The 21,289-nt window shown below is 40.6% G+C and carries 22 protein-coding genes; 13 read left to right on the forward strand and 9 right to left on the reverse strand.

Annotated features, from left to right (window positions below; genetic code table 11):
• The first annotated feature begins 111 nt into the window (after positions 1-111).
• Positions 112-1,110, forward strand: a complete 999-nt coding sequence (nagB-II, locus tag WSC_RS0113290; RefSeq protein WP_026016843.1) for a glucosamine-6-phosphate deaminase NagB-II — start codon at positions 112-114, stop codon at positions 1,108-1,110.
• A 51-nt stretch (positions 1,111-1,161) separates the two neighbouring features.
• Positions 1,162-1,794: a PDC sensor domain-containing protein gene (locus tag WSC_RS24220; RefSeq protein ID WP_016956428.1), complete on the forward strand. Its 633-nt coding sequence runs from the start codon at positions 1,162-1,164 to the stop codon at positions 1,792-1,794.
• Here the strand turns inward: WSC_RS24220 and WSC_RS22785 are convergent.
• The 4 genes from WSC_RS22785 to radC all read right to left on the reverse strand — a co-directional run bounded on the left by WSC_RS22785 (position 1,774) and on the right by radC (position 3,549).
• Complete coding sequence (locus WSC_RS22785; protein ID WP_016956429.1) at positions 1,774-2,235, reverse strand: hypothetical protein; 462 nt, start codon at positions 2,233-2,235, stop codon at positions 1,774-1,776. The genes WSC_RS24220 and WSC_RS22785 overlap by 21 nt on opposite strands.
• Before the next feature lie 100 nt (positions 2,236-2,335).
• Complete coding sequence (gene rpmG / locus WSC_RS0113305; protein WP_016956430.1) at positions 2,336-2,491, reverse strand: 50S ribosomal protein L33; 156 nt, start codon at positions 2,489-2,491, stop codon at positions 2,336-2,338.
• A gap of 11 nt (positions 2,492-2,502) precedes the next feature.
• Complete coding sequence (gene rpmB, locus WSC_RS0113310) at positions 2,503-2,739, reverse strand: 50S ribosomal protein L28 (RefSeq protein ID WP_026016844.1); 237 nt, start codon at positions 2,737-2,739, stop codon at positions 2,503-2,505.
• A 135-nt stretch (positions 2,740-2,874) separates the two neighbouring features.
• Positions 2,875-3,549 (reverse strand): RadC family protein, encoded by a 675-nt coding sequence (radC, locus tag WSC_RS0113315; RefSeq protein ID WP_016956432.1) that lies wholly within the window; start codon positions 3,547-3,549, stop codon positions 2,875-2,877.
• 684 nt (positions 3,550-4,233) lie between these two features.
• Here radC and coaBC point away from each other — a divergent pair.
• Genes coaBC through WSC_RS0113340 form a run of 3 tightly spaced genes read left to right on the forward strand, consistent with a single transcriptional unit; the run spans position 4,234 to position 6,991 of the window.
• The gene (gene coaBC, locus WSC_RS0113330) at positions 4,234-5,442 is read left to right on the forward strand and encodes a bifunctional phosphopantothenoylcysteine decarboxylase/phosphopantothenate--cysteine ligase CoaBC (protein ID WP_016956435.1); all 1,209 of its coding nucleotides are present in this window, start codon (positions 4,234-4,236) and stop codon (positions 5,440-5,442) included.
• 2 nt (positions 5,443-5,444) lie between these two features.
• On the forward strand, positions 5,445-6,032 hold the full coding sequence (slmA, locus tag WSC_RS0113335; RefSeq protein ID WP_016956436.1) for a nucleoid occlusion factor SlmA: 588 nt from the start codon (positions 5,445-5,447) through the stop codon (positions 6,030-6,032).
• Positions 5,999-6,991 carry a WD40 repeat domain-containing protein gene (locus tag WSC_RS0113340; protein WP_016956437.1) on the forward strand — a complete coding sequence of 331 codons (993 nt, stop codon included), beginning with the start codon at positions 5,999-6,001 and terminating at the stop codon, positions 6,989-6,991. The genes slmA and WSC_RS0113340 overlap by 34 nt, the downstream gene beginning before the upstream one ends.
• A 21-nt stretch (positions 6,992-7,012) precedes the next feature.
• Here WSC_RS0113340 and WSC_RS0113345 read toward each other — a convergent pair whose 3' ends face one another.
• Complete coding sequence (locus WSC_RS0113345; protein WP_016956438.1) at positions 7,013-7,930, reverse strand: Dyp-type peroxidase; 918 nt, start codon at positions 7,928-7,930, stop codon at positions 7,013-7,015.
• A 289-nt stretch (positions 7,931-8,219) separates the two neighbouring features.
• Here WSC_RS0113345 and WSC_RS0113350 point away from each other — a divergent pair, with 289 nt between their 5' ends.
• The 4 genes from WSC_RS0113350 (at position 8,220) to WSC_RS0113365 (ending at position 11,780) form a co-directional block, all read left to right on the forward strand.
• Entirely contained in the window at positions 8,220-8,897 is a 678-nt protein-coding gene (locus WSC_RS0113350) for a porin family protein (protein WP_016956439.1), read from the forward strand.
• Between the two features lie 119 nt (positions 8,898-9,016).
• Positions 9,017-10,597, forward strand: coding sequence for a hypothetical protein (locus WSC_RS0113355; RefSeq protein WP_016956440.1), 1,581 nt, complete (start codon positions 9,017-9,019; stop codon positions 10,595-10,597).
• Between the two features lie 15 nt (positions 10,598-10,612).
• Positions 10,613-11,239: an exopolysaccharide biosynthesis protein gene (locus WSC_RS0113360; RefSeq protein ID WP_202802004.1), complete on the forward strand. Its 627-nt coding sequence runs from the start codon at positions 10,613-10,615 to the stop codon at positions 11,237-11,239.
• A gap of 100 nt (positions 11,240-11,339) precedes the next feature.
• Positions 11,340-11,780: a phosphate-starvation-inducible PsiE family protein gene (locus WSC_RS0113365; protein WP_016956442.1), complete on the forward strand. Its 441-nt coding sequence runs from the start codon at positions 11,340-11,342 to the stop codon at positions 11,778-11,780.
• 49 nt (positions 11,781-11,829) lie between these two features.
• Here WSC_RS0113365 and gorA read toward each other — a convergent pair whose 3' ends face one another.
• The gene (gene gorA, locus WSC_RS0113370; protein WP_016956443.1) at positions 11,830-13,179 is read right to left on the reverse strand and encodes a glutathione-disulfide reductase; all 1,350 of its coding nucleotides are present in this window, start codon (positions 13,177-13,179) and stop codon (positions 11,830-11,832) included.
• A gap of 111 nt (positions 13,180-13,290) precedes the next feature.
• Between gorA and WSC_RS0113375 the strand changes: the two genes are divergently transcribed.
• On the forward strand, positions 13,291-13,656 hold the full coding sequence (locus WSC_RS0113375; RefSeq protein WP_016956444.1) for a histidine triad nucleotide-binding protein: 366 nt from the start codon (positions 13,291-13,293) through the stop codon (positions 13,654-13,656).
• A gap of 58 nt (positions 13,657-13,714) precedes the next feature.
• Here WSC_RS0113375 and yjgA read toward each other — a convergent pair whose 3' ends face one another.
• The gene (gene yjgA / locus WSC_RS0113380; RefSeq protein WP_016956445.1) at positions 13,715-14,245 is read right to left on the reverse strand and encodes a ribosome biogenesis factor YjgA; all 531 of its coding nucleotides are present in this window, start codon (positions 14,243-14,245) and stop codon (positions 13,715-13,717) included.
• A gap of 86 nt (positions 14,246-14,331) precedes the next feature.
• Between yjgA and pmbA the strand changes: the two genes are divergently transcribed.
• Both pmbA and WSC_RS0113390 read left to right on the forward strand, forming a co-directional pair.
• Positions 14,332-15,663 carry a metalloprotease PmbA gene (pmbA, locus tag WSC_RS0113385; RefSeq protein ID WP_016956446.1) on the forward strand — a complete coding sequence of 444 codons (1,332 nt, stop codon included), beginning with the start codon at positions 14,332-14,334 and terminating at the stop codon, positions 15,661-15,663.
• 59 nt (positions 15,664-15,722) lie between these two features.
• On the forward strand, positions 15,723-16,613 hold the full coding sequence (locus WSC_RS0113390) for a type 2 periplasmic-binding domain-containing protein (protein WP_202802005.1): 891 nt from the start codon (positions 15,723-15,725) through the stop codon (positions 16,611-16,613).
• A gap of 30 nt (positions 16,614-16,643) precedes the next feature.
• On the opposite strand, the gene WSC_RS0113395 is transcribed toward WSC_RS0113390, so the two are convergent.
• Together WSC_RS0113395 and WSC_RS0113400 are read right to left on the reverse strand one after the other, a co-directional pair.
• Positions 16,644-18,995 carry a Tex family protein gene (locus WSC_RS0113395; protein WP_016956448.1) on the reverse strand — a complete coding sequence of 784 codons (2,352 nt, stop codon included), beginning with the start codon at positions 18,993-18,995 and terminating at the stop codon, positions 16,644-16,646.
• 162 nt (positions 18,996-19,157) lie between these two features.
• Positions 19,158-20,255 (reverse strand): acyltransferase family protein, encoded by a 1,098-nt coding sequence (locus WSC_RS0113400; protein WP_016956449.1) that lies wholly within the window; start codon positions 20,253-20,255, stop codon positions 19,158-19,160.
• Positions 20,256-20,418: 163 nt separating this feature from the next.
• Here WSC_RS0113400 and WSC_RS0113405 point away from each other — a divergent pair.
• Positions 20,419-21,289: IS256 family transposase (locus WSC_RS0113405; protein ID WP_016956450.1), on the forward strand; the 871-nt coding region annotated here is incomplete at its 3' end.

The raw sequence follows: 21,289 nt of genomic DNA on the forward strand, positions 1-21,289 counted from the left end.
GCTATATACATGGAATAAATTGGTATAAAAAAGCGGTTTTAAGCCACGTATAACCTGCTAAAGTTGCGCTATCAAGCTGCGCAAATCTATAAAAGATACCACAACAATACAATGTCAAATTCACTGCTTACACAAGAAGCACTCGAAACACCTGAGCGTGTTGCAGAGCAATTAGAAGAAAACGAACACGCGATAGAAAAACTCGGTTCCCACCTAAAAATTATGCAACCAAGGTTCATTTATATGGTTGGCCGAGGCTCTTCGGATCATGCAACAGGTTTTGCCAAATACTTATTTGAAACAGAGACAGGTGTACCTGTCGTGGGTGCTGCCCCCTCGGTCACCAGCATTTATGGGCAAAAACTTAACTTAGAAAAGTCCCTTGTTTTGGTTGTTTCACAAAGTGGTCGAAGTCCAGATATTATTGAACAAGCCAAAATGGCGCGCGAAGCTGGCGCTTTTGTGGTAGCTATAGTCAACGATGAAGACTCACCACTCGCCGACGAAATTGACGTGATCTTGCCGTTAAAAGCGGGCGAACAACAAGCAGTCGGAGCGACAAAAACCTACTTAGCAACTTTGTCAGCCTTACTACAACTTGCCGCCACTTGGTCACATAACAAAGAACTGAAAAAACAAATACTGCAATTACCCGACTATTTGCGCAAAGCAATTGATCAGCCCGCATTGTTAATGCCTGAAGATTTTGACCATGTTGAACATTGTGCCATTTTAGGCCGAGGTTTTGGTTTTGCCGTCGCTAAAGAAATAGCGCTAAAATTAAAAGGTTTATGCGGTATTCATGCTGAACCCTTTAGTACAGCAGAATTTATGCACAGTGCCGCCGGTTTAACCGAACATAATCTCAAAGTATTTAATACAGTTATCACGGATGAATCGTATAAAACGCATATGCAACAAATTACACGCTTTGTAGATAATGACCTGCCGATCCGTAATATTCAGAGTCAACTGAAAGATATTCCCGCAAGACTGCAGCCGCTAACTTTGTTGCAAAGGTTTTATCTAGACTTAACCCCTATCGCAGCATCGCGTGGCATTGATATTAACTGTCCACCGGGTTTACAGAAAATAACAAAAACCGTTTAAACAAAATTGCACTTTTGCCACGACACCTCTACTATTTGTTTATGGTGACAAATGGATAAGGTAAAAGTGCACAAGTTTCCTGCAAAGTTACAGGGGTTAATATTGTTATTTAGCTTTCTACTTCCGCATAGCATAGCGAATACCGATATGCTTAAGCGGCTAAACAAACAATACAAACAAATACTGATTGATAGTCACATCGGAATTTTATTTCAATTAAGCCAACGAGCCGTCACAACCGACTTACTTAAACAAAGAATTGACACTCCCTTGTCATTGGCTCAAATAATTGAAATTGACAAGAATTGGTCTAACGACAAAAATCGCCAAACACAAATAACGCAAAACCAGCTTGCAAAATACCTGAGCGTTTTGATTAATTCACAACATTATAGCTTCGCAGAATTAATGTTGGTCGATGCAAACGGTGCTTTGGTCGCTGCATACCCGCTTACCAGTGATTTTTGGCAGGGTGACGAAGACAAATTCACCAAAGCGATAGAAACTAACAACTTTAGCGTAACTCCAGCGCAATGGGACGAAAGTACCCAAAGATATTCATTTTTTATGACAGTACCAATCACACAAAATACGCAAACAATAGGCGCTTTGATTGCTGGTTTAAAAGTAACGCCGGAGTACATGCAAAGCTTAGAAAAAGCCTCAGAGCAACAACGGCTCTAGCGGCTGGTTTAATTGAACTAAGCCGTTTGGCGTGCGCAGGACAGTTGTGTTTGCAAGCTTAAAAATCTGTACAACAAAAGCTTGTTTTTGCCCTGCAAACCAAAAACTCACTACGACATCTGGATATTGATTTGCCTCATTAGGCATCACATCAATAGGTTGAACCTGTAGTTGTTGCCATTGTTCTACTACCACTTGTAATTGCTCAACTGAATAGTCTGATTCTGGCATGGTCCGCCAACTGCGGCCAATTCGCTCAAGTGAATAGTTGGGGAAATCTATAGTTAAAATCATTTCGTCGGCGGGAAGTAGATTAAGCTGTTGTACCGGCTTGTCATCACTTGAAAACATTTTGAGGTGTAAACCGTTAAACAAGAAGATCATAATCAAGCTGGTGAATATCAATACGTTATTCCAACCAGATCGTGACAACCTAACCATAAAGACACTCCATTAATCTACATTTGAGTATAGCCTAACGAAATTTAGGCATAAAAAAACCCGGCAAGCCGGGTTTTTTACACAAAATCAGTAAAGATGCTTATTTAATTTTAGCTTCTTTAAAAACAACGTGTTTACGAACAACTGGATCAAATTTTTTGATTTCAAACTTGCCAGGCATGTTCTTTTTGTTTTTGTCGGTCGTGTAAAAGAAACCCGTACCGGCACTAGATACTAATCTAATTTTATCGCGCATTACAGAATTCCTTAAACTTTAACACCGCTAGAGCGGATGTCTGCTAAAACGGCATCGATACCTTTTTTGTCGATGATACGCATACCTTTAGTGGATACACGCAGTTTGACAAAACGGTTCTCACTTGCAACCCAAAAACGGTGCGATTGTAAGTTTGGTAAAAAGCGACGCTTGGTAGCATTTAACGCGTGTGAGCGATTGTTACCAACCATAGGACCTTTACCAGTCACTTGGCATACTTTAGACATTGCTGTGTCTCCAATACTGAGTTTCAAAGTTGCTGCTTCGAAACAAAATAAGTTGCGTACCCTTGATTCAAGAGGGCGCATTTTATACATGACAGGGGCTATTTAGTCAATCTATTTTATTAAAATTGTCGAAAATTAAAGCAAACCACGCTCGGCAAATGAAACTGGCTCACCATCGCCAATAATAAAATGATCAAGTACCCGAATATCCACCAGCGAAAGCGCCTGTTGTAGCCTGTTGGTAATTTGAATATCCGCATGACTTGGTTCAGCCACACCAGATGGATGATTATGGCTAAATATCACAGCTGCGGCTTTATATTGCAGCGCTTGTTCAACCACAACACGCGGATAAACACTCGCACCATCTATAGTGCCGTAGAATAAAACATCAAAACGAATGACCTTATGTTGATTATCTAAAAACAACACGGCAAATACTTCGTTATGTTTATCCTGCAACTGGGCTTTTAGGTAACTTTTAACTGCATCAACTGAAGTTAATGCATCCCCTCTTTGCAAATTTTCCGCTAAAAAGCGTTTAGTCATTTCCACACTAGCTTGCAGTTGGCAAAATTTTGCTGCACCTAAACCTTTAGCAGCACTAAAATCATCTAAAGAAGCGCCTAGCAACGAGCGTAAGCTACCAAAATGTTCAAGCAGTTGCCTGGCGAGGTCGACAGCTGAAATACCAGCTACGCCTGTTCTAAGAAATATTGCGAGTAATTCAGCGTCCGATAAAACATCAGCGCCATGTGCAAGCAGTTTTTCCCTTGGCTGCGACTCCGCCGGCCAATCCTTTATACTCATCTTTTATCCTTATCCTTGATTCGTATTTTTGCAGTATACAAGTTTTTGCAATCAATAAAACTCAGCAGCTACTAATAAGGTCAAACAAAAGTAGACTCGATGGCTAATTTTCTAAAACTTCAAAAGATATGGATATCTTTTGTGAGCGGCCATGGACGGCGCACAGCGTTTTTAGAAAATTATGTCTCGGGGCTACTTTGTAAACCCCTAAACTAAAAGCGCTGCCAGAATTGCGCACTATGCCCAGAAGGTGTATGGTGTATTTCTCGCAAAAACGCTTCAAGCCCGTCCATGGGCCGCTCACACAAGGCTTCCCTTCCTTGTGAAGTTTTGCTCCAAACACTCCCATCCACCTACTTCACAAATTTTATTGCTATTAACTTGCACTAGATCTTCGACACGCAAGCAGCGACTACGAAGGTCAAATAAAAGTAGATCCGATGGCTAATTTTCTAAAACTTCAAAAGATAAGGATATCTTTTGTGAGCGGCCATGGATGGCGCACAGCGTTTTTAGAAAATTATGCCTCGGGGCTGCTTTTTTTGCCCCGAAGCCAAAGGCGCCACCAGAATTGTTCTCCGTACTCAGATATTGTGCAAGCGGCCATATATAACAATACATTGCCATATACCGCCTTTTAAGAGTATAGTTAGTACCAATTAACATAACAAAAAGAGCTTGGTTGTGAGCATTTTAACCAACAAAAACATCCTACTTGGCATCAGTGGTGGAATTGCCGCATATAAATGCGCCGAACTTACCCGCAGGTTAAAAGATCAGGGCGCAAATGTGCGAGTAGTTATGACCGAAGGCGCAAAAGCCTTTATCACCCCACTGACCATGCAAGCCGTCTCAGGTAACCCAGTTTCAGACAGCCTACTCGACCCAGCAGCCGAAGCAGCTATGGGGCATATAGAATTGGCTAAATGGGCTGATGTGATATTAATAGCTCCAGCCAGTGCAGATATAATGGCCAAACTGGCGCACGGCTTAGCTGATAACTTATTGACCACACTTTGTTTAGCCAGCAAAGCACCTGTTGCGATAGCACCAGCGATGAATCAACAAATGTGGGCAGCACCTGCAACCCAACGCAATTTATCTATATTGCAGCACGATGGTCGTTTTATCTTTGGTCCAGGTTCTGGAGAACAAGCTTGTGGTGATGTGGGTGCGGGCCGCATGTTAGAGCCACATCAAATCATTCAACTCTTGCCTAGTTTATTTATGCCACAAGTATTACACGGCAGACGGGTATTAATCACAGCGGGGCCAACTCAAGAAGCAATCGATCCAGTGCGTTACATCAGCAATCATAGTTCAGGCAAAATGGGCTATGCACTCGCTGAAGCGGCAGCCAATATGGGCGCACAAGTCACGCTGGTTTCAGGGCCGACTAATCTAGCTGAACCTATGTGGACTAAACGAATTCCGGTCACTTCAGCACAGCAAATGTTGCAAGCGGTTGAGCAAGCCAGTAGTGAAAACGACATTTTTATTAGCTGCGCCGCAGTTGCCGACTATAAAGTAAAAGATGTTGCGGCCGAAAAAATTAAAAAGTCATCGCATCAAATGAGTATTCAACTAGAGCGCAACCCAGATATTCTAGCGACTATCGCTCAGCAAGTTGAAAAGCCATTTTGCGTTGGTTTTGCCGCTGAAACTAACAATGTTATTGAATATGCCACCGGCAAAATGCAGCGCAAAAATTTAGATATGATTATCGCCAATGACGTATCCGACAGCAGCATAGGGTTTAACAGCAACCAAAACGCCGTCACTGTACTCTGGCCAGATGGGCAACAAGCTTTTGGCCAAATGGATAAAAGCGAACTTGCGCAGCAACTCATTCAGCTAATCGCCAAACAATTTGAACAAACTAGAAGTAATTAACCATGAATACAAAACGCGGCAATCGCAAACAAGAAATATTACAAGCATTAGCCAATATGCTCGAAACCAACCCGGGTGAACGCATTACCACAGCAAAATTAGCCGAAGCAGTCGGGGTCACAGAGGCTGCGTTATATAGGCATTTTCCAAGTAAAGCGCGTATGTTTGAAGGTCTGCTAGACTTTGTAGAAGATACTTTGTTTACTCGTATAAACAAAATTTTAGAAGAAGATAAACAAGCACTCGGTCGCTGCTTAAAAATTTGTCAGTTGGTGTTGTTGTTCACTGAAAAAAACCCTGGCATTTCCCGTTTATTAACTGGAGATGCGCTTATGGGTGAACAGCAAAGATTGCGAGTACGAGTTAACGCTTTATTTGAGCGCATTGAAACCCAGTTTAAACAAGTTCTACGCGAACGATCTATGCGTGAAGGTAAGGAACTACCAACTAACGAAACCGTTATAGCAAACTTATTTAGTAGCTGGTTAGAAGGGCAAATTCGCCAGTTTGTACGCAGCGAATTTAAACATCTGCCATCTAAACATTTGGCGGCACAATGGCAACTTATTCAAAAATCTATCTTTGCTTAAGTTTAGTTTTCAGTTTTTGCTCTAGCTGGTTGTTAACTGGCTGCGAGCAAAAGCCAACTGAACAATTAGCTTTAGTACAAACTGACAATGGCGCGTTTGCTGCCGATTTATCTATTGCCGGTGTCTATTCAGTCATTAGCACACAAACCGGCGCACAACTATGGGACGTTGAAAAACAGCTGCCAACTTTTGTTTGGCAACATCAGCCTAACCAACCCAACCTAATTCATACAGTAAAAATATCTGAGAATAATAAATTCGTGTTAACCGCAGAAGACACAGCCTTTGCCGTGTGGAATATGCAAACTGGCGCGAACAAAGGTTATTACCAAATAGATAAATCAGAAATTGTTGCTGCTGCAATTTCAAAAAGCGGTCAAAAGGTTTGTTTAGGTTTAATGGACGGGCGCATCTTGTTTATCGAATTAGACACAGGCCGCCGTTTAGAATTTTTAGGCCATAGTGAGCGCATCAGTCAATTAGTCATGTCTGCCAATGGTCAATATGTATTAAGTGGTGGTTACGATGGCAAAGCTTTATTGTGGAATAGCGAAAACGCGCAAGTTGTTTATGATTTTGCCCACACTGGTCGTATTACCCAAGTAGCCTTAGATGCCAAAGCGCGTTTTGCGTTTACCGCCAACAGTACCAATCAATCTTATATTTGGGATTTAACCACGGGGCAGAAAGTAAGTAGACTTAATTACACTGCACGCCAGCAGATATTTACCAGTGTGGTTTTTTCGCATGACGGCAAATGGCTCGCAACCGGCGCGCCTAAACAACAAGTAAAACTCTGGCAAGTTGAATCAGGTGATTTAGTTGCCAAATGGTCAATTAAGGCAGATAACTTTGCTGCAACCGTATTAGACTTTGCGTTTAATTTACAGGACGATGTTTTATACGCCAATACCAGTTTTGGGTTAGTGCAAGCTTGGTCGCTAGAGCAATACAAATGAAATGACCTGAACTCAGGTTAATTATAAAAACTGGCGCAAAAAATCGACTGAAGGCGCAAAAAACGCCGCGCCCGTTTCTGCTTTTGTATATTCCAACAGCTTGTCGTGTTGGCCACGTTCATCACCTTCAATCATACTGCGTAACATAATTTCAAACGGCTTGGGGCTGTGGCAGACAGAAATAAAAAACAGCCCCTGAATTTTCATCGTGCCGTATGGCATACTTTGGCGCAAAATTTCAATTGAGTTGCCATTTTCATCTTTTAAGCCAGTGCGTTTAACATGAGAAAAAGCCATTTTTTTCTCTTTCGAATATTCAATATTATCCGCTTTTGTTCGACCAATTATGTTTTCCTGAACCTTAGTCGGTAACTCGTTCCATTGTTCCATTGCGTGACGATATCGTTGAATATGCACATAACTACCACCAGCGAATGTCGCATCTTGTGCTTCATCCACTAATGCAACTTTGCGCCTATGTGCACCATGCGGATTTTCAGTCCCATCAACAAAGCCGGTTAAGTCGCGTCCGTCTAAATAGCGAAAACCTTTAACCTGCTCTTGTAAATGCACGGCATCACCAAATAACTCAACGACATGCGAGCCAACTAAGTGGTTTACGTCTGTTCTGTCAGAGCGAATATGAATAAATAAATCATAAGGAGTATGCGGTGCTTTGCGATTATCTTTGCTCATTTTCGGAAAGTCACACAATTCAGCAGGACGGGCGTCAGGGTAAAGTTGATCCCAATACCCAGCCCCAACAGCAACAAATGCAGACAGCTCTGCTTCAGAATAGTCTTCAGCGAATTGATTAATCAAAGCTTGAAAACAAGCTAGATGCTGACGGATTTCGCGCTCAAAACCATCTCTGGCATTAAACATTAAATACAAACTATGTAAATTAGCTTCGGCGATTAACCCACGCTGAAATCGCATTTAGATACCTCAATAATGAAACTGAGCAGCTGTCACCCAGATAATACTTATGGAATATATTACTGAATCACTAAAAAATACAGCAGCTTGGACATTTTTGCTGCCAATTAAAGTGATTTAGCATCAAAACTACTGAATACATAAATTCCAAACAAATGAGCAACCAAGCTCAACTAGTCTAACCACTTAGAATTTATTTAAAATGGCACTGCTTTGTCGTCAACTATTGTTTATAATTTAAGACAAACAGCTGTATTACAATCCAAAATAAATAGAAGGCTTTAGCCCTATGTCTTTCAAACACCTATTTGCAGCCAAAGCTATTGCAGTATCTAGCTTGTCTGTAAGTGGTGCAGTACATGGAATTGGTTGGCACCACGGTATCAGTATTGGTTTAGCGTCTGAACAATCAGAGCTGACCCTAACCTCAAACACACAAACACTGGCTGAATTAGATAATTTATCCAGCGAATTTACAGACAACTATTCCATTCAGGGTTATTCCATCAGTCCAAATTGGGCAATTGGCTATCAATTGGACAAATATGAAACCGAATTAACCGACATCTCGAGCAAATACCAACAGCAAAACTTGCAGTTTGATATAGGTATGAGCGTTTTTAGCTTAGATAGAGGTTTAAACCTCTATCCATTGATAGGTTTAAGGCATACTTCGGTCGATATTTTAAGTAATGATTTTTCTAGCACTCAGGGTTACGCTGGCTTTAGGCTAGATATTCCTGTTTTCCAACGGTTATTTTTACACGCCAAAGCGGACACAACTTTAACTAAGGACAAGGCCACTTATATCAGCGTTGCGGCTAATTATAGGTATATGCGCAACCACAGTATAATGTTGCAATGGCAACAAAGTGATCTTGAGCTTTCAGCACGCGACAATGCAACCGACGACCAACTAGAACGAAATACCTCACAAATTGCGCTACGTTGGTTTCTAGTTTGGTAGTAAATTGAATATTTTCTGGCTGACCCTTTGATAAATTGGAATTTGTTTGAGTTACTGAGTATTATCAAGAAGTGCCTTAAATACTAGGTAAAATAACAAGAACAGTAAGGACAGCTTTCATGTTGTTAGATAGCAAATCAAAACCTGGCAGTGTTGCTTATCAGCAAGATAAACTGAGTAAAATACCGTCTATGGCGAGTGGCATCTCTAAAAAAGTTGCCAAGTTTCGCCAAGATTATAATCAACTAGTTAGCAATGCAGAAAAATTCTTTGTAGATTACCCCTCGCAAGCAGAACGAAAACAAAAGTTAATCAGCAATATAGATGCCTACCAGCAACAAATTGATGTTATTGAAACCTACCAGAAAGAACACGGAAAATTACCTAAAATAAAAAATGAACCCTCTGCTGAGTTTTATTTAAAAAAGCTCATTAGGTTACAAACCCAAGCTAAAACAGAAAAAGCCCAATTAGAAAAAGAACTGAATACCAATCAAATCCACAGATACGAAATGCTTGATCACCTAGTTGATCAAATGCTTGATTTACTCAATGGTCACAGAATTTTCAGTCAATTTTTAGGCACTATTGCTTTATCTGTTCCAGCACCAGAAGAAAAAGTGCGTCATGTGCGCAACGAAAAAAACAAACCTATTTATATTGCCGCTTTGACCATAGCCCTATTTGAGTCACACCGTATGGCAGGCTTTAAACATATCCCCTATTTACAAGCCAAGTTAGATAGGCTGTTTCCAACAGAAGAACACCAAACTTTAAGTTTACTGGCGGAAGCGCATGAAGTGTCACCCGATTTTGTGCCGACTTCGCATTTAAAACCCATGCCGCTTGACTTAAAGGTGCGCTATCGAGAAGAAGTTTTAAAACCGCTGGCCAAAGCTGCTTTGGTGCAATCTATTGGCAGTCATAGTCAAGAATGCAAAGATATTTTAGGTGAAGATAGATATCGGATATTAGCCAATGACGAACGAGACAAATTGGTTCATGCCATTCGAGTTAAATCGGTTGAGTTTATCCAAAAAGGCATAGGCATTCCGCCGAAGCGTTTTAATACAAAACAAGAGCAAGCAGAGTATGTCAAAGAACATACAACCTTGCTTAAATTTATGATTAAAATGCAACAAAGTTTGCAAAAACCACTCGACCCCCTCGGCGATTTAGTCCGTATACCTATGGTGTATTCGTCGATCATTTTGTCGACTAAACCAGAGTTTGATTACAAACAAATTTATGAAGCTTACGACATCCTCGAGCAAGGTGCAGCTCAAAAACACTATAGAGAAGACTATATTAATGTATTTTTGTCTATGGTTGGGCGGTTTCCGTTAGGCTCTGGTGTGTACATGATCCAACAACAAACAGGCGAAGTTGAACGTGCAATTGTCTCATCGCTATTTCCGTTAAAACCAGACGAGCCAATCGTCAAACAAATAACCCGTCGGCAGCTGCAGTTTTTAAGCCATATGGAACTGCTAGTCCACCCCAAAAGCAATATGTACTTTGAAGACACGCGCAGAGCATGCCATGTAAACCGAGAATATATGGCAATGCGGTTTAAAGGTGAGTTTGTTTGGAACGCGGCGGAATTGTGGGAAGTACAAATTCCAGCGTTAACTTTTTGGAAAAAAGACGGCACACGTAAATACAATGACATTTACGAACAGCCAGATATTTTGACATAAATATGCATATAAAATTTGATTGAAGGTATCAGCACCTTGCAAAATAAATCGAATACACATAGAAGCTTATTTTCCGTTCCTGAACGTCCCCGCACGCGAACATCTGACGTACTGATATTACTAATCGCGAAATCTAAACAATCATCCAATATAAGCTTAAGAGCTTTGACAGATCGCATGGCAGACCGTACGTTCGGAATACTGTTGATTGTAATATCAATTTTTAATGTAATTCCTTTTGCATCGTTGATTGCAGGTTTGTTAATAATATGTCTTGGCCTGCAAATGAGTTTCGGTCGCACACAAGCTTGGTTACCGAGTGTTATTTTAGACCGTAAGCTTGATTCCAATAGTGTTATCGTTGCGCTGCAAACTTTTGAACCAAAAATTCGAACAATAGAACAATACTTGCGCCCGCGCTTACAGTTTACCGAAGCTTATATTGTCGATCGAATAAATGGATTAATAATTGCTCTGCTTGGAGCTATCATCACCTTACCGATTCCATTGACCAATATTGCGCCGGCTCTAATAGTAATAGTGATGGGACTTGGATTGTTGGAGCGTGACGGTTTAGTGCAGTTGATCGCTGCGTTTTTAGGTATTTGTATAATGGTGGGCTTCTCGCTACTAATACTGTAGTGTTGTCATGCGCCATACAAATCTAACGCATATGCATTACACTTAATCGTTAGAATGTTTGAAAACCTCTGTTTATCGACACAAGTTAAAGAGAACATATATGAAAGCAGAAATAGATAGCCCACTGATTGCCAAACTTTACAATATAGTTCGTGTTGCCGTACGTGTTTTAGCAATAATGATGGTATTTGTTATTTTGATGGGGGTAGTCGATGTTGCATGGACTATCTACGAAAAACTCACAGCACCACCTAGATTCATTTTAACCATTTCAGATATGCTCGCGACATTTGGCGCATTTATGGCTGTACTTATCGCCATTGAAATCCTTATCAATATCACGGTTTATTTACGAGATGATGTAATTCACGTCAAAATTGTTATGGCGACAGCGCTGATGGCAATTGCTCGAAAAGTCATTATTCTCGACTTTAATGAGGTTGAACCAAGTTATGTTTATGGTATAGGTGTCGTCACTGTAGCCATGAGTGTCGGCTATTGGCTCATCCATAGCATTCCAGATAAACAGCAAAAAGATTAGCGCCAGCAGTATGCGCGAAGGCACTAACCATAACTTTGCTTAAGTCTGGTTACATAGTAACAAACTCTTCAGCACTGGTTGGGTGTATAGCCACTGTATTATCAAAATCAGCTTTGGTTGCACCCATTTTTAATGCGACAGCAAAACCTTGTAACAATTCATCAGAGCCAAAACCTATACTGTGAATGCCGACAATTTTTTCTTCTTCACCTAAACAGACCAATTTCATTCTCGTCGGTTGCCTATGTTGGGTCATAGCTTGATATAAAGCAGTAAACTGGCTGGTATACACTTTGATATTATCTTCGCCAAATTGAGCTTTTGCTTGCGCTTCGGTCAAACCGACAGTGCCTATAGGTGGGTGGCTAAATACCACTGTGGCTACATTGTCATAATCAAGTTTTAACTCGGTTTTGCCATTAAATAAACGTTCACACAAGCGACGGCCGGCGGCTACCGCCACAGGCGGTAAAGCTAAACGGCCTGTATTATCACCAACTGCATAAATACCTGCCACACTGGTGTTTTGGTATTCGTCGGTAACAATAAAGCCGTAATCATCCGTTTTCACATCCGTTGCGGCTAAATTGATATTATCCGTTGCGGGCTCGCGACCAATTGCCATAATGACACATTCCACTGGCGGCAATTTTTGCCCAGTTTCGCTCGTTAATTGCAATAAACCATCAGACAATTTATCAATTTTTGCTGGAGTAAAATGGGTATGCAAAGTAGGTCCTTCGCTTGCCATCACCTCAACTAACGTATCTGACATTAGTTCATCAAAATCACGCAATGGTTTATCTTTACGTACGGTTAAATGCGTTTCACTGCCGAGTGCATGCATAACACCTGCAATTTCAACTGCAATGTAACCAGCACCAATAACCGCAACACTTTTTGGTTGGTGATTAAGTTCAAAAAAACCATCTGAGGTTATCGCATGTTCAATACCAGGAATGTTTGGCAAACTCGGCCGACCGCCTGTGGCGATTACTATATGGTCAGCCGTATAAATCTCGCCGTTTACTTCAACACTGTGATTATCGACAAATTTGGCAAACCCATTGATTAAGGTGACACCGTTATTGGCAAATCCACGACTATATGAAGCGTGAATACGCTCAATATAAGCTTGGCGACTTTCAACCAGTTTTGCCCAGTCTAGTTTATTCACAGATAAGTCAAAGCCATAATCAGGTGCATATTTAAACGCATCAGCTATTTGCCCTGCATACCACATGGCTTTTTTTGGAACACAACCTACGTTTACACAAGTGCCACCGACATGTTTGGCTTCTATCACAGCCGCCTTTTTACCCAATTTAGCGGCACGGTTTGCGCTGGCGATCCCACCACTGCCGCCACCTATGGCGATAAAGTCGAAATGTTGTGACATGCTATTTCCTATTTATTTGCTCTGAATTTAGTCTATGATTAGACCCGTTCGATACAACTCTACTTTCTTTATCTATTGTTGTGCTATTTTTCTAAGATTCAAGGAGCCTATATGTCACAAGAAACAATCTTTACCAAAATAATTAATAAAGAAATTCCCGCAGACATTGTTTATGAAGACGATTTAGCACTGGCGTTTAAAGATATAAACCCACAAGCCCCTTTTCATTGTTTGATTATTCCAAAAAAAGCTATCGCAACCATTAATGACATAACCGAAAGCGATCGTGAGCTGGTTGGTCATTTATATTTTGTTGCAGCAAAACTTGCGAAAGAGCAAGGTTTTGCAGAAGACGGTTACCGCGTTGTTATGAACTGCAACGACAATGGTGGACAAACGGTTTATCACATCCACTTACATATGCTGGCGGGTAAAGCCATGGGGTGGCCACCATATACAGATAAGGCCAAACAATAAAGTTAACAATTAGAAATTGCATACGGCCAAATTTCATATTTGACCGTATTCAAACGCTCTAACCTTCGGCTGGAATATTTTCTTTTAAATATTGGAAGATTTGTCGCGCCGATTTTGGCGGTTTGTTTTGTTCAGCTTCTTTTTTCGCTTGGCGAGCTAATTGACGTAATTTAGAACGCTCCATCGAAGGGTGGTCAACCAACAATTGATTAATTGCATCATCCCCTTTGGCAATAATATCATCACGTAATCTTTCTAAGTTATGAAAATATTGATTGGCAATTAGGTGCTGATTTTCAATTTTAGCAATAGCTATATTAATTGGCTCTAAATCACGAAAACGTAATAGTTTGCCTACATAGTTTAGCTGTCGGCTGAATGCACCATGTTTATTACGAATTTTCACGGCTAGGTGTACAGCTTCATGCAATTGAGCATCCATTGGAATTTTTTCTAAATTAGCTGGCGAAAGGTTTACTAGCTTCTGCCCCAGCTCGTAATGCATAATGGCATCACGCTTTAATTCAGATTTACTGATATAAATTATTTCTTCGTCTGGATCGACTTCATTTTGCCATTCGTCGTTCATACCACTCACTTAACGATAATCTTACTTCTGTATACTATAGCGTATGTTACACTAAGTTATATGCTTTGTATTATCTGAATAAAAATATGATTCAAGAAATAGATTCCGTAAAAGTAGCAGTTGCCGACGCTTTAGCCTTAGCAAAAAAACTAGGTGCAACCAGCGCAGAAGTTTCAATCTCAAAACAACAAGGTTTATCAGTTAGTTGCCGAATGCAAGAACTCGAAACCGTTGAGTATGACTATGGCGGCGCTTTAGGTATTGCCGTTTGGTTTGGTCAGAAAAAAGGCAGTGCTTCCACATCAGATTTATCTGCTGATGCACTTAAACAAACAGTTGAAGCAGCATGCAATATTGCTAAATACACATCTGAAGACCCATTTTCAGGTATTGCCGATCCGGCATTAATGCTAAAAGCCGAAGATTTACGTGATTTAGATTTATATCACCCATCAGATATTTCGACTGAAGATGCAATTGAATTAACTTTAGCCTGTGAAAAAGCCGGTTTAGCCGCCAATAAATTAATCACCAATAGTGATGGCGCATCATTCTCTTCTCACCAAGGTTTTAAGGTGTACGGTAATTCTACAGGTTTAATTGCCAGTTACCCAAGCTCACGCCATAGTTTAAGCTGCTCACTGATTGCTAACTCAGAAAATGATATGCAGCGTGATTATGCTTACACAGTCTCACGCTTAATGAGTAAATTAGACAGCGCTGAATTTGTTGGGCAAAAAGCTGCAAAAGAAGTGGTATCTCGCCTAGACGCGCAAAAAGTTAAAACCTGCAAAGTGCCAGTTATGTTTAACAGTGAAATTGCCAGCAGTTTGTTTGGTCACTTTATTGGCGCAATTAGCGGTGGCAACCTCTATCGCAAAGCGTCATTTTTGTTAGATGCGAAAGGAACACAAATTTTTCCAGAGTGGTTAACCATTAATGAAGACCCATTTATTTTACAGGGTTTATCCAGCCGCATGTTCGACTCTGAAGGTGTTGCAACTAAGCAGCGTCAAATAGTCACAAACGGTGTCCTAAATACTTGGCTACTTAGCAGTTATGCTGCACGCAAATTATCCGAACCAACCACAGGCCATGCTGGTGGCATTCATAACTGGTTAGTTAGCGCTGGCGGTGGTTCGTTTGAACAAATGTTGCAAAAACTTGGCACTGGATTGTTGGTCACAGAAATGATGGGCCAAGGTGTCAACCTAGTAAATGGTGACTACTCTCGCGGCGCTGCTGGTTTCTGGGTAGAAAATGGTCAAATTAAATACCCAGTCACAGAAATTACCATAGCGGGTAAATTGCAGGATATGTTTAAAAACATAGTTGCGATTGGTGACGATATTGACCCTAAAGGTTCAATTCAGACTGGCTCAGTAATTGTTGAACAAATGACAGTCGCGGGCAATTAACAGGAAATCTGTTAAGCTCTTTTATATACTCAACAAATGATTTATCCATGAGTGCTGTTGTGAGCAAACAAATCAAAACAACATTGTTAGTGCTGTCGCTGGTAGTTAGTGCGATGGCCTCTGCATTTGATACGGTTTACGTGCCACAACCTCGCTCACATTTAGATATTGGTCACCATTACCATGTTTCATTGCTAGAAAAAGCACTAGAACATGGCGCAAATGGCCGAGCCGTCCCACGCATTGTAACCTCTTTACATATGGCTGAAGCGCGCGCTTTTCACGAATTAACTAAGGGTGAAAAAATCGATGTTTATTGGTTTGGCACAGATACAACAAAAGAACAATCATTGCGCGCTATTAAGATCCCCACCAGCCGAGGTTTAATCGGCTACCGAACTTTTATTATCCACAAAGATTTATTTGTTCAGTTCGAACAAGTCATTAATTTAGAGCAACTCCGCAATTACACCGCATGCCAAGGCGCTCATTGGCCAGACGTAAACATTTTGAAAGCAGCAAAATTACCCGTGGTTGCCAATGCAATGTACGAAAACATTTTTAAGCGAGTCCATGCGAAACGCTGCGATTATTTTCCACGCCCTTATCACGATGGTTACAACGAAGTAAGGATCAGAAACTCACAATATCCAGACCTTCGCCACTATCAGAAAATTATTTTACATTATCCTTTTGCTGTGTATTTTTTCACACCTAAGCATAAACCTGAGTTGGCCCAGTGGATTGAGGACGGATTGGAAAAGATGATTGATAATGGTGAACTGCTGAGCCATATGCAAAATCACTTGCTGACAGGGCATGTTTTTCCGTTATCAGTTGAGCCAGGCACACGTTATATTTTGATAGATAACCCGACTTTATCTGATGGCACAGACTGGAAAAACACCCGTTATTGGTTTCAACCAAGCGAATTTGGCTTTGATCGTTAATCTAGCTATCCATAGCTAGATTCAATAAAGCTACTTCTTCTTCGCTTTAGCAAAAGCCTCTGCAAACGCATTATTCATTAAACCACCGCCTGCATTGCCACCAAATGAACTTTGTTGACCACGACCTTTATTGCGGTTACCGCCGTTATTGCTTTTGTTACGGTCAGAAGGTTTTTGTCCACCGCCAGGTTTAGTCGGCGTGGCATGCACTTCATCATTTAAACGCATAGTTAGACCAATGCGTTTGCGCGGTGCGTCTACTTCGATAACCTTAACTTTGACTATGTCACCGGCTTTAACCACTTTGCGCGGATCATCAATAAAGGTTTCAGACATTGCAGAAATATGCACTAAACCATCTTGATGCACACCAATATCAACAAACGCACCGAAGTTAGTCACATTGGTAACTACACCTTCTAGCTTCATGCCTTCTCTAAGGTCAGCTATGGTTTCAACACCTTCTTTAAAAGTTGCAGTTTTAAACTCAGGACGAGGATCGCGGCCAGGCTTTTCTAATTCTTTGATGATGTCTTGTACTGTTGGTAAACCAAAAGTGTCGTCTGTATAGTCTGCTGCTTTTAACTTGCGTAACTTGTCGCTATTGGCGATTAAGTTAGTTACAACTTCATCATTTGCTGCAACTATTTTTTCGACCACAGGGTAAGCTTCTGGGTGAACAGCTGATGCATCAAGTGGGTTGTCACCACCAACTATTTTTAAGAAACCAGCACATTGTTCAAATGCTTTTGGCCCTAAACGTGCAACTTTTTTCAGTTGATTGCGGTTGGTAAAACCACCGTTTTCATTTCTGAATTCAACCACATTTTGCGCCATAGTTTTGGTTAAACCTGACACTTTTGACAATAGCGGTACAGATGCGGTGTTTAAATCTACACCCACGGCGTTTACGCAGTCTTCAATCACTGAATCAAGTGATTTACTTAATGAACTTTGGTTCACATCGTGCTGGTATTGGCCTACACCAATTGATTTCGGCTCTATTTTCACAAGCTCAGCTAATGGATCTTGTAAACGGCGGGCAATAGAAACAGCACCACGTAAACTTACATCTAAATCAGGGAATTCATTTGCTGCGGTTTCAGAAGCTGAATAAACCGAAGCACCTGCTTCACTGACCATAATTTTGTTTAGTTTAACGTCAGCTGCTTCTTTTAAAATTTCCGCCGCTAACTTATCTGTTTCGCGTGAAGCTGTACCATTACCAATACTAATAAGCTCAACTTGATGTTTTTTAATTAAATTAATTAAAGTGCGCTTACTTTTATCCCAAGCATTCTGTGGTGGATGTGGGAATACTGTTGCTGTGTCTAATAATTTACCAGTTTGATCAACAATCGCCACTTTAACCCCAGTACGAATACCCGGATCAAGTCCCATAGTTACTTTTGCACCGGCAGGCGCAGCCATTAACAAGTCTTTTAAGTTAGAGGCAAATACTGAAATTGCGCCTGCTTCAGCACGTTCACGCACATCAGCAAATAACTCAGTTTCCATATGAGTTAATACTTTAACTTTCCAGGTCCAGCTAATCACTTGTTTTAAGAAAGCTTCGCCTGCACGACCTTGCCATTCAATATTTAAATAATCGGCAATCATGCCTTCAACAATTGAACCAGTTTGATTGTCGTCTTTTTCAGGATCAGCATTTAACGCCAAAGTTAAAAAGCCTTCGTTACGACCACGGAAAATCGCTAATGCACGGTGTGACGGTATAGTTTTAATGCTTTCGCTAAATTCAAAGTAGTCAGAGAACTTAGATGCTTCTTTTTCTTTACCGTCAATTAACTTAGCTTCAATGGTTGCATTGTCAGTTAAATGTTGGCGAATACGTTTTAATAATGGCGCTTCTACTGCGAATCTTTCCATTAAAATATAACGCGCACCTTCAAGCGCAGCTTTAGTATCTTCAATGCCATTATCAGCACTGATATAAGCTTGGGCTAATTGCTCAGGATCTTGCGCCAAATCAGCCATAATTGCATCAGCTAACGGCTCTAAACCAGCTTCAATTGCAATTTGACCTTTAGTGCGGCGTTTAGGTTTGTAAGGTAGATATAACTCTTCTAAATCGGTTTTACTTTGTGCTTGTTCAATTGACTTAGCAAGTTCTGGAGTTAATTTGCCTTGCTCTTCAATGTTTTTCAGAATAACTTGGCGACGCTCGGTTAATTCACGTAAATAACCTAAACGGTTTTCTAAGTTACGCAATTGGGTGTCATCTAACCCACCTGTTACTTCTTTACGGTAACGTGCAATAAAAGGTACGGTTGCGCCTTCATCTAATAATTTAACCGCTGAAATTACCTGAGTTGGCTGTACCGCTAACTCGCCAGCGATAATCTTTAAAATATCTGTCATTTGTTGTCCTGTGTGCACACATTAATGTTACTGCGTGTTTTTAGCTCTCTACCCGCTGAATTTTTCGATGTAAACACTAAACGGCGGGCACTTCAAAATATGCGTGATTTTATATCAGACCAATTTAATCACCACAAGCAAACTGATTAAATTGAGCAAAGTTTATAACTTAATCACGATTTTCCGTTTATACAAAAGCCAACATACGCCCCACAATAAAAATAATTGACTGATGGCAAATAACAATGACGCAGCTTGGTTAGGGGCATCACCTTGCAATATCCACAGGTAAATTGATTGATATAAGTTAGTATTCGCTACAGGGATTTTGCTATACACCAGAGTTAACAACCAATGTAAGATATAGATAAACAATGGGTTTAAGCCAAATACAATTAATGGAAATGCCAGCGAACTTTGTTTGCGGACATCGAGTAGATAAACAAAAAATGCCAACAACCAACCACACCAACCTGCGCTGTACAACACATAACTACTGCTCCATAAGTTTTTGTTAATTGGCATCCAGTCGTCCAACAACAGTCCGAGCAACAGCAAGATGCCTCCAATCAAAAATAGCTTTTTAACGGCAGCCAGTGCATGTTGGCTGTGCGCTAAATATTGCGTAATAAGATAGCGTAATAATACACTCACAATAGCCGGCAATGACGACAGTAGCCCTTCTTCTGGTTCAAACGCAATGCCGTGCATTTTATACATATGCGCTTGCCCAAGTATTTTTAAGTCAATTGCCTGAACTAGGTTCGTCTCAAGCGCAAATGGTGTGGCTGAATACTGCGCTAATAAAAAATAGTAACAGGTTAATATGATGAAAATCACAGCGACAAGATAGGTGGTTGAATGTAATTTAGGTAGATATAGCAGAATTAATGCTGAACAAATATAAACTAATCCAATGCGCTGCATCACGCCCATTATGCGTAAATGTTCTAAACTATCCGGCGGTAATAACCACAACGAATTTAGCCCAAGGCCAATTGCAAATAACAAGCAGCCTCGTTTGATTATTTTTAGCGCTATGTGGAATTTAGGTATTGTTTGGTTTTGACGCAACGAAAAATACAGGGAAGAGCCAATGACAAACAGGAACAAAGGGAAAACTAAATCTGTAACTGTGAATCCATGCCAATTGGCATGTAACAACGCAGGGTAAACCGCCTGCCACGAGCCAGGCAGATTAACTAACATCATAACAGCGATACTTAAACCGCGTAATGCATCAAGCGCTTGATAACGCATAATTATATCTCCAATAAATATTGATGAAATAAATGCGTTATGTGTGGTGATATTATTATGTAATTATTGTCTGGCTACTTTAACAGATATCTCCTGAAATTGTTGGTAGTGTTTAGAAATCTGTGTCACTTCATTACAATGTTAATTCAAACAGGAGTGACACATGTCTCAAGAATTCGATTTCAACAAAGCTTTAGAACAACTTCAATCAGGTAAAAAACTGACAGGTGCAGACGGTGTATTGACACCTCTCATTAAGCAGCTTACCGAAGCTGCTCTCAAAGCTGAAATTGAACAGCACATAGCAAGCGAATCAGAACCTAATCGTAAAAACGGAACCACTAAAAAGACGATTAAATCAACTCATGGTGAGTTTGAACTAGAGACCCCAAGGGACAGAGCAGGTACATTTGAACCGCAATTAATCAAGAAAAATCAAACCAAGTTTTCAGATGAAATTGACGAGAAAATTCTGTCCATGTATTCACACGGCATGAGTTATCGCGACATTAGAAAACATATTGCGGATATATACGCGATAGAACTGTCAGACGCCTCACTAACCGCCATAACAGACAAGTTAATTCCTCAACTCAATGAGTGGCGCTGTCGCCCTTTGGCAGAGATTTACCCAATTGTTTGGCTGGATGCGATTCACTACAAAGTGAAAGAATCAGGTCGATATGTTAGCAAGGCCATTTATACCATTCTAGGCTTAGACTTAGAAGGGCAAAAAGAACTACTTGGGCTGTATATTTCTGAAAATGAAGGGGCGAATTATTGGTTATCTGTACTCACGGATTTGCATAATCGAGGTGTTAAAGACATCTTAATTGCTTGTGTTGATGGATTAACAGGCTTCCCTGAAGCGATTGCGTCAATTTACCCTCAAACCGAAACTCAGTTGTGCGTGATTCATCAAATTCGAAATTCAATGAAGTATGTCGCATCCAAGCATCAAAAGGCGTTCATGGCTGATTTAAAGCCTGTTTATCGCGCCGCAACCAAACTAGAGGCTGAAGTTGCACTTGATG

This window comes from Catenovulum agarivorans YM01, assembly GCF_000281085.1.
Lineage (GTDB): Bacteria > Pseudomonadota > Gammaproteobacteria > Enterobacterales > Alteromonadaceae > Catenovulum > Catenovulum agarivorans.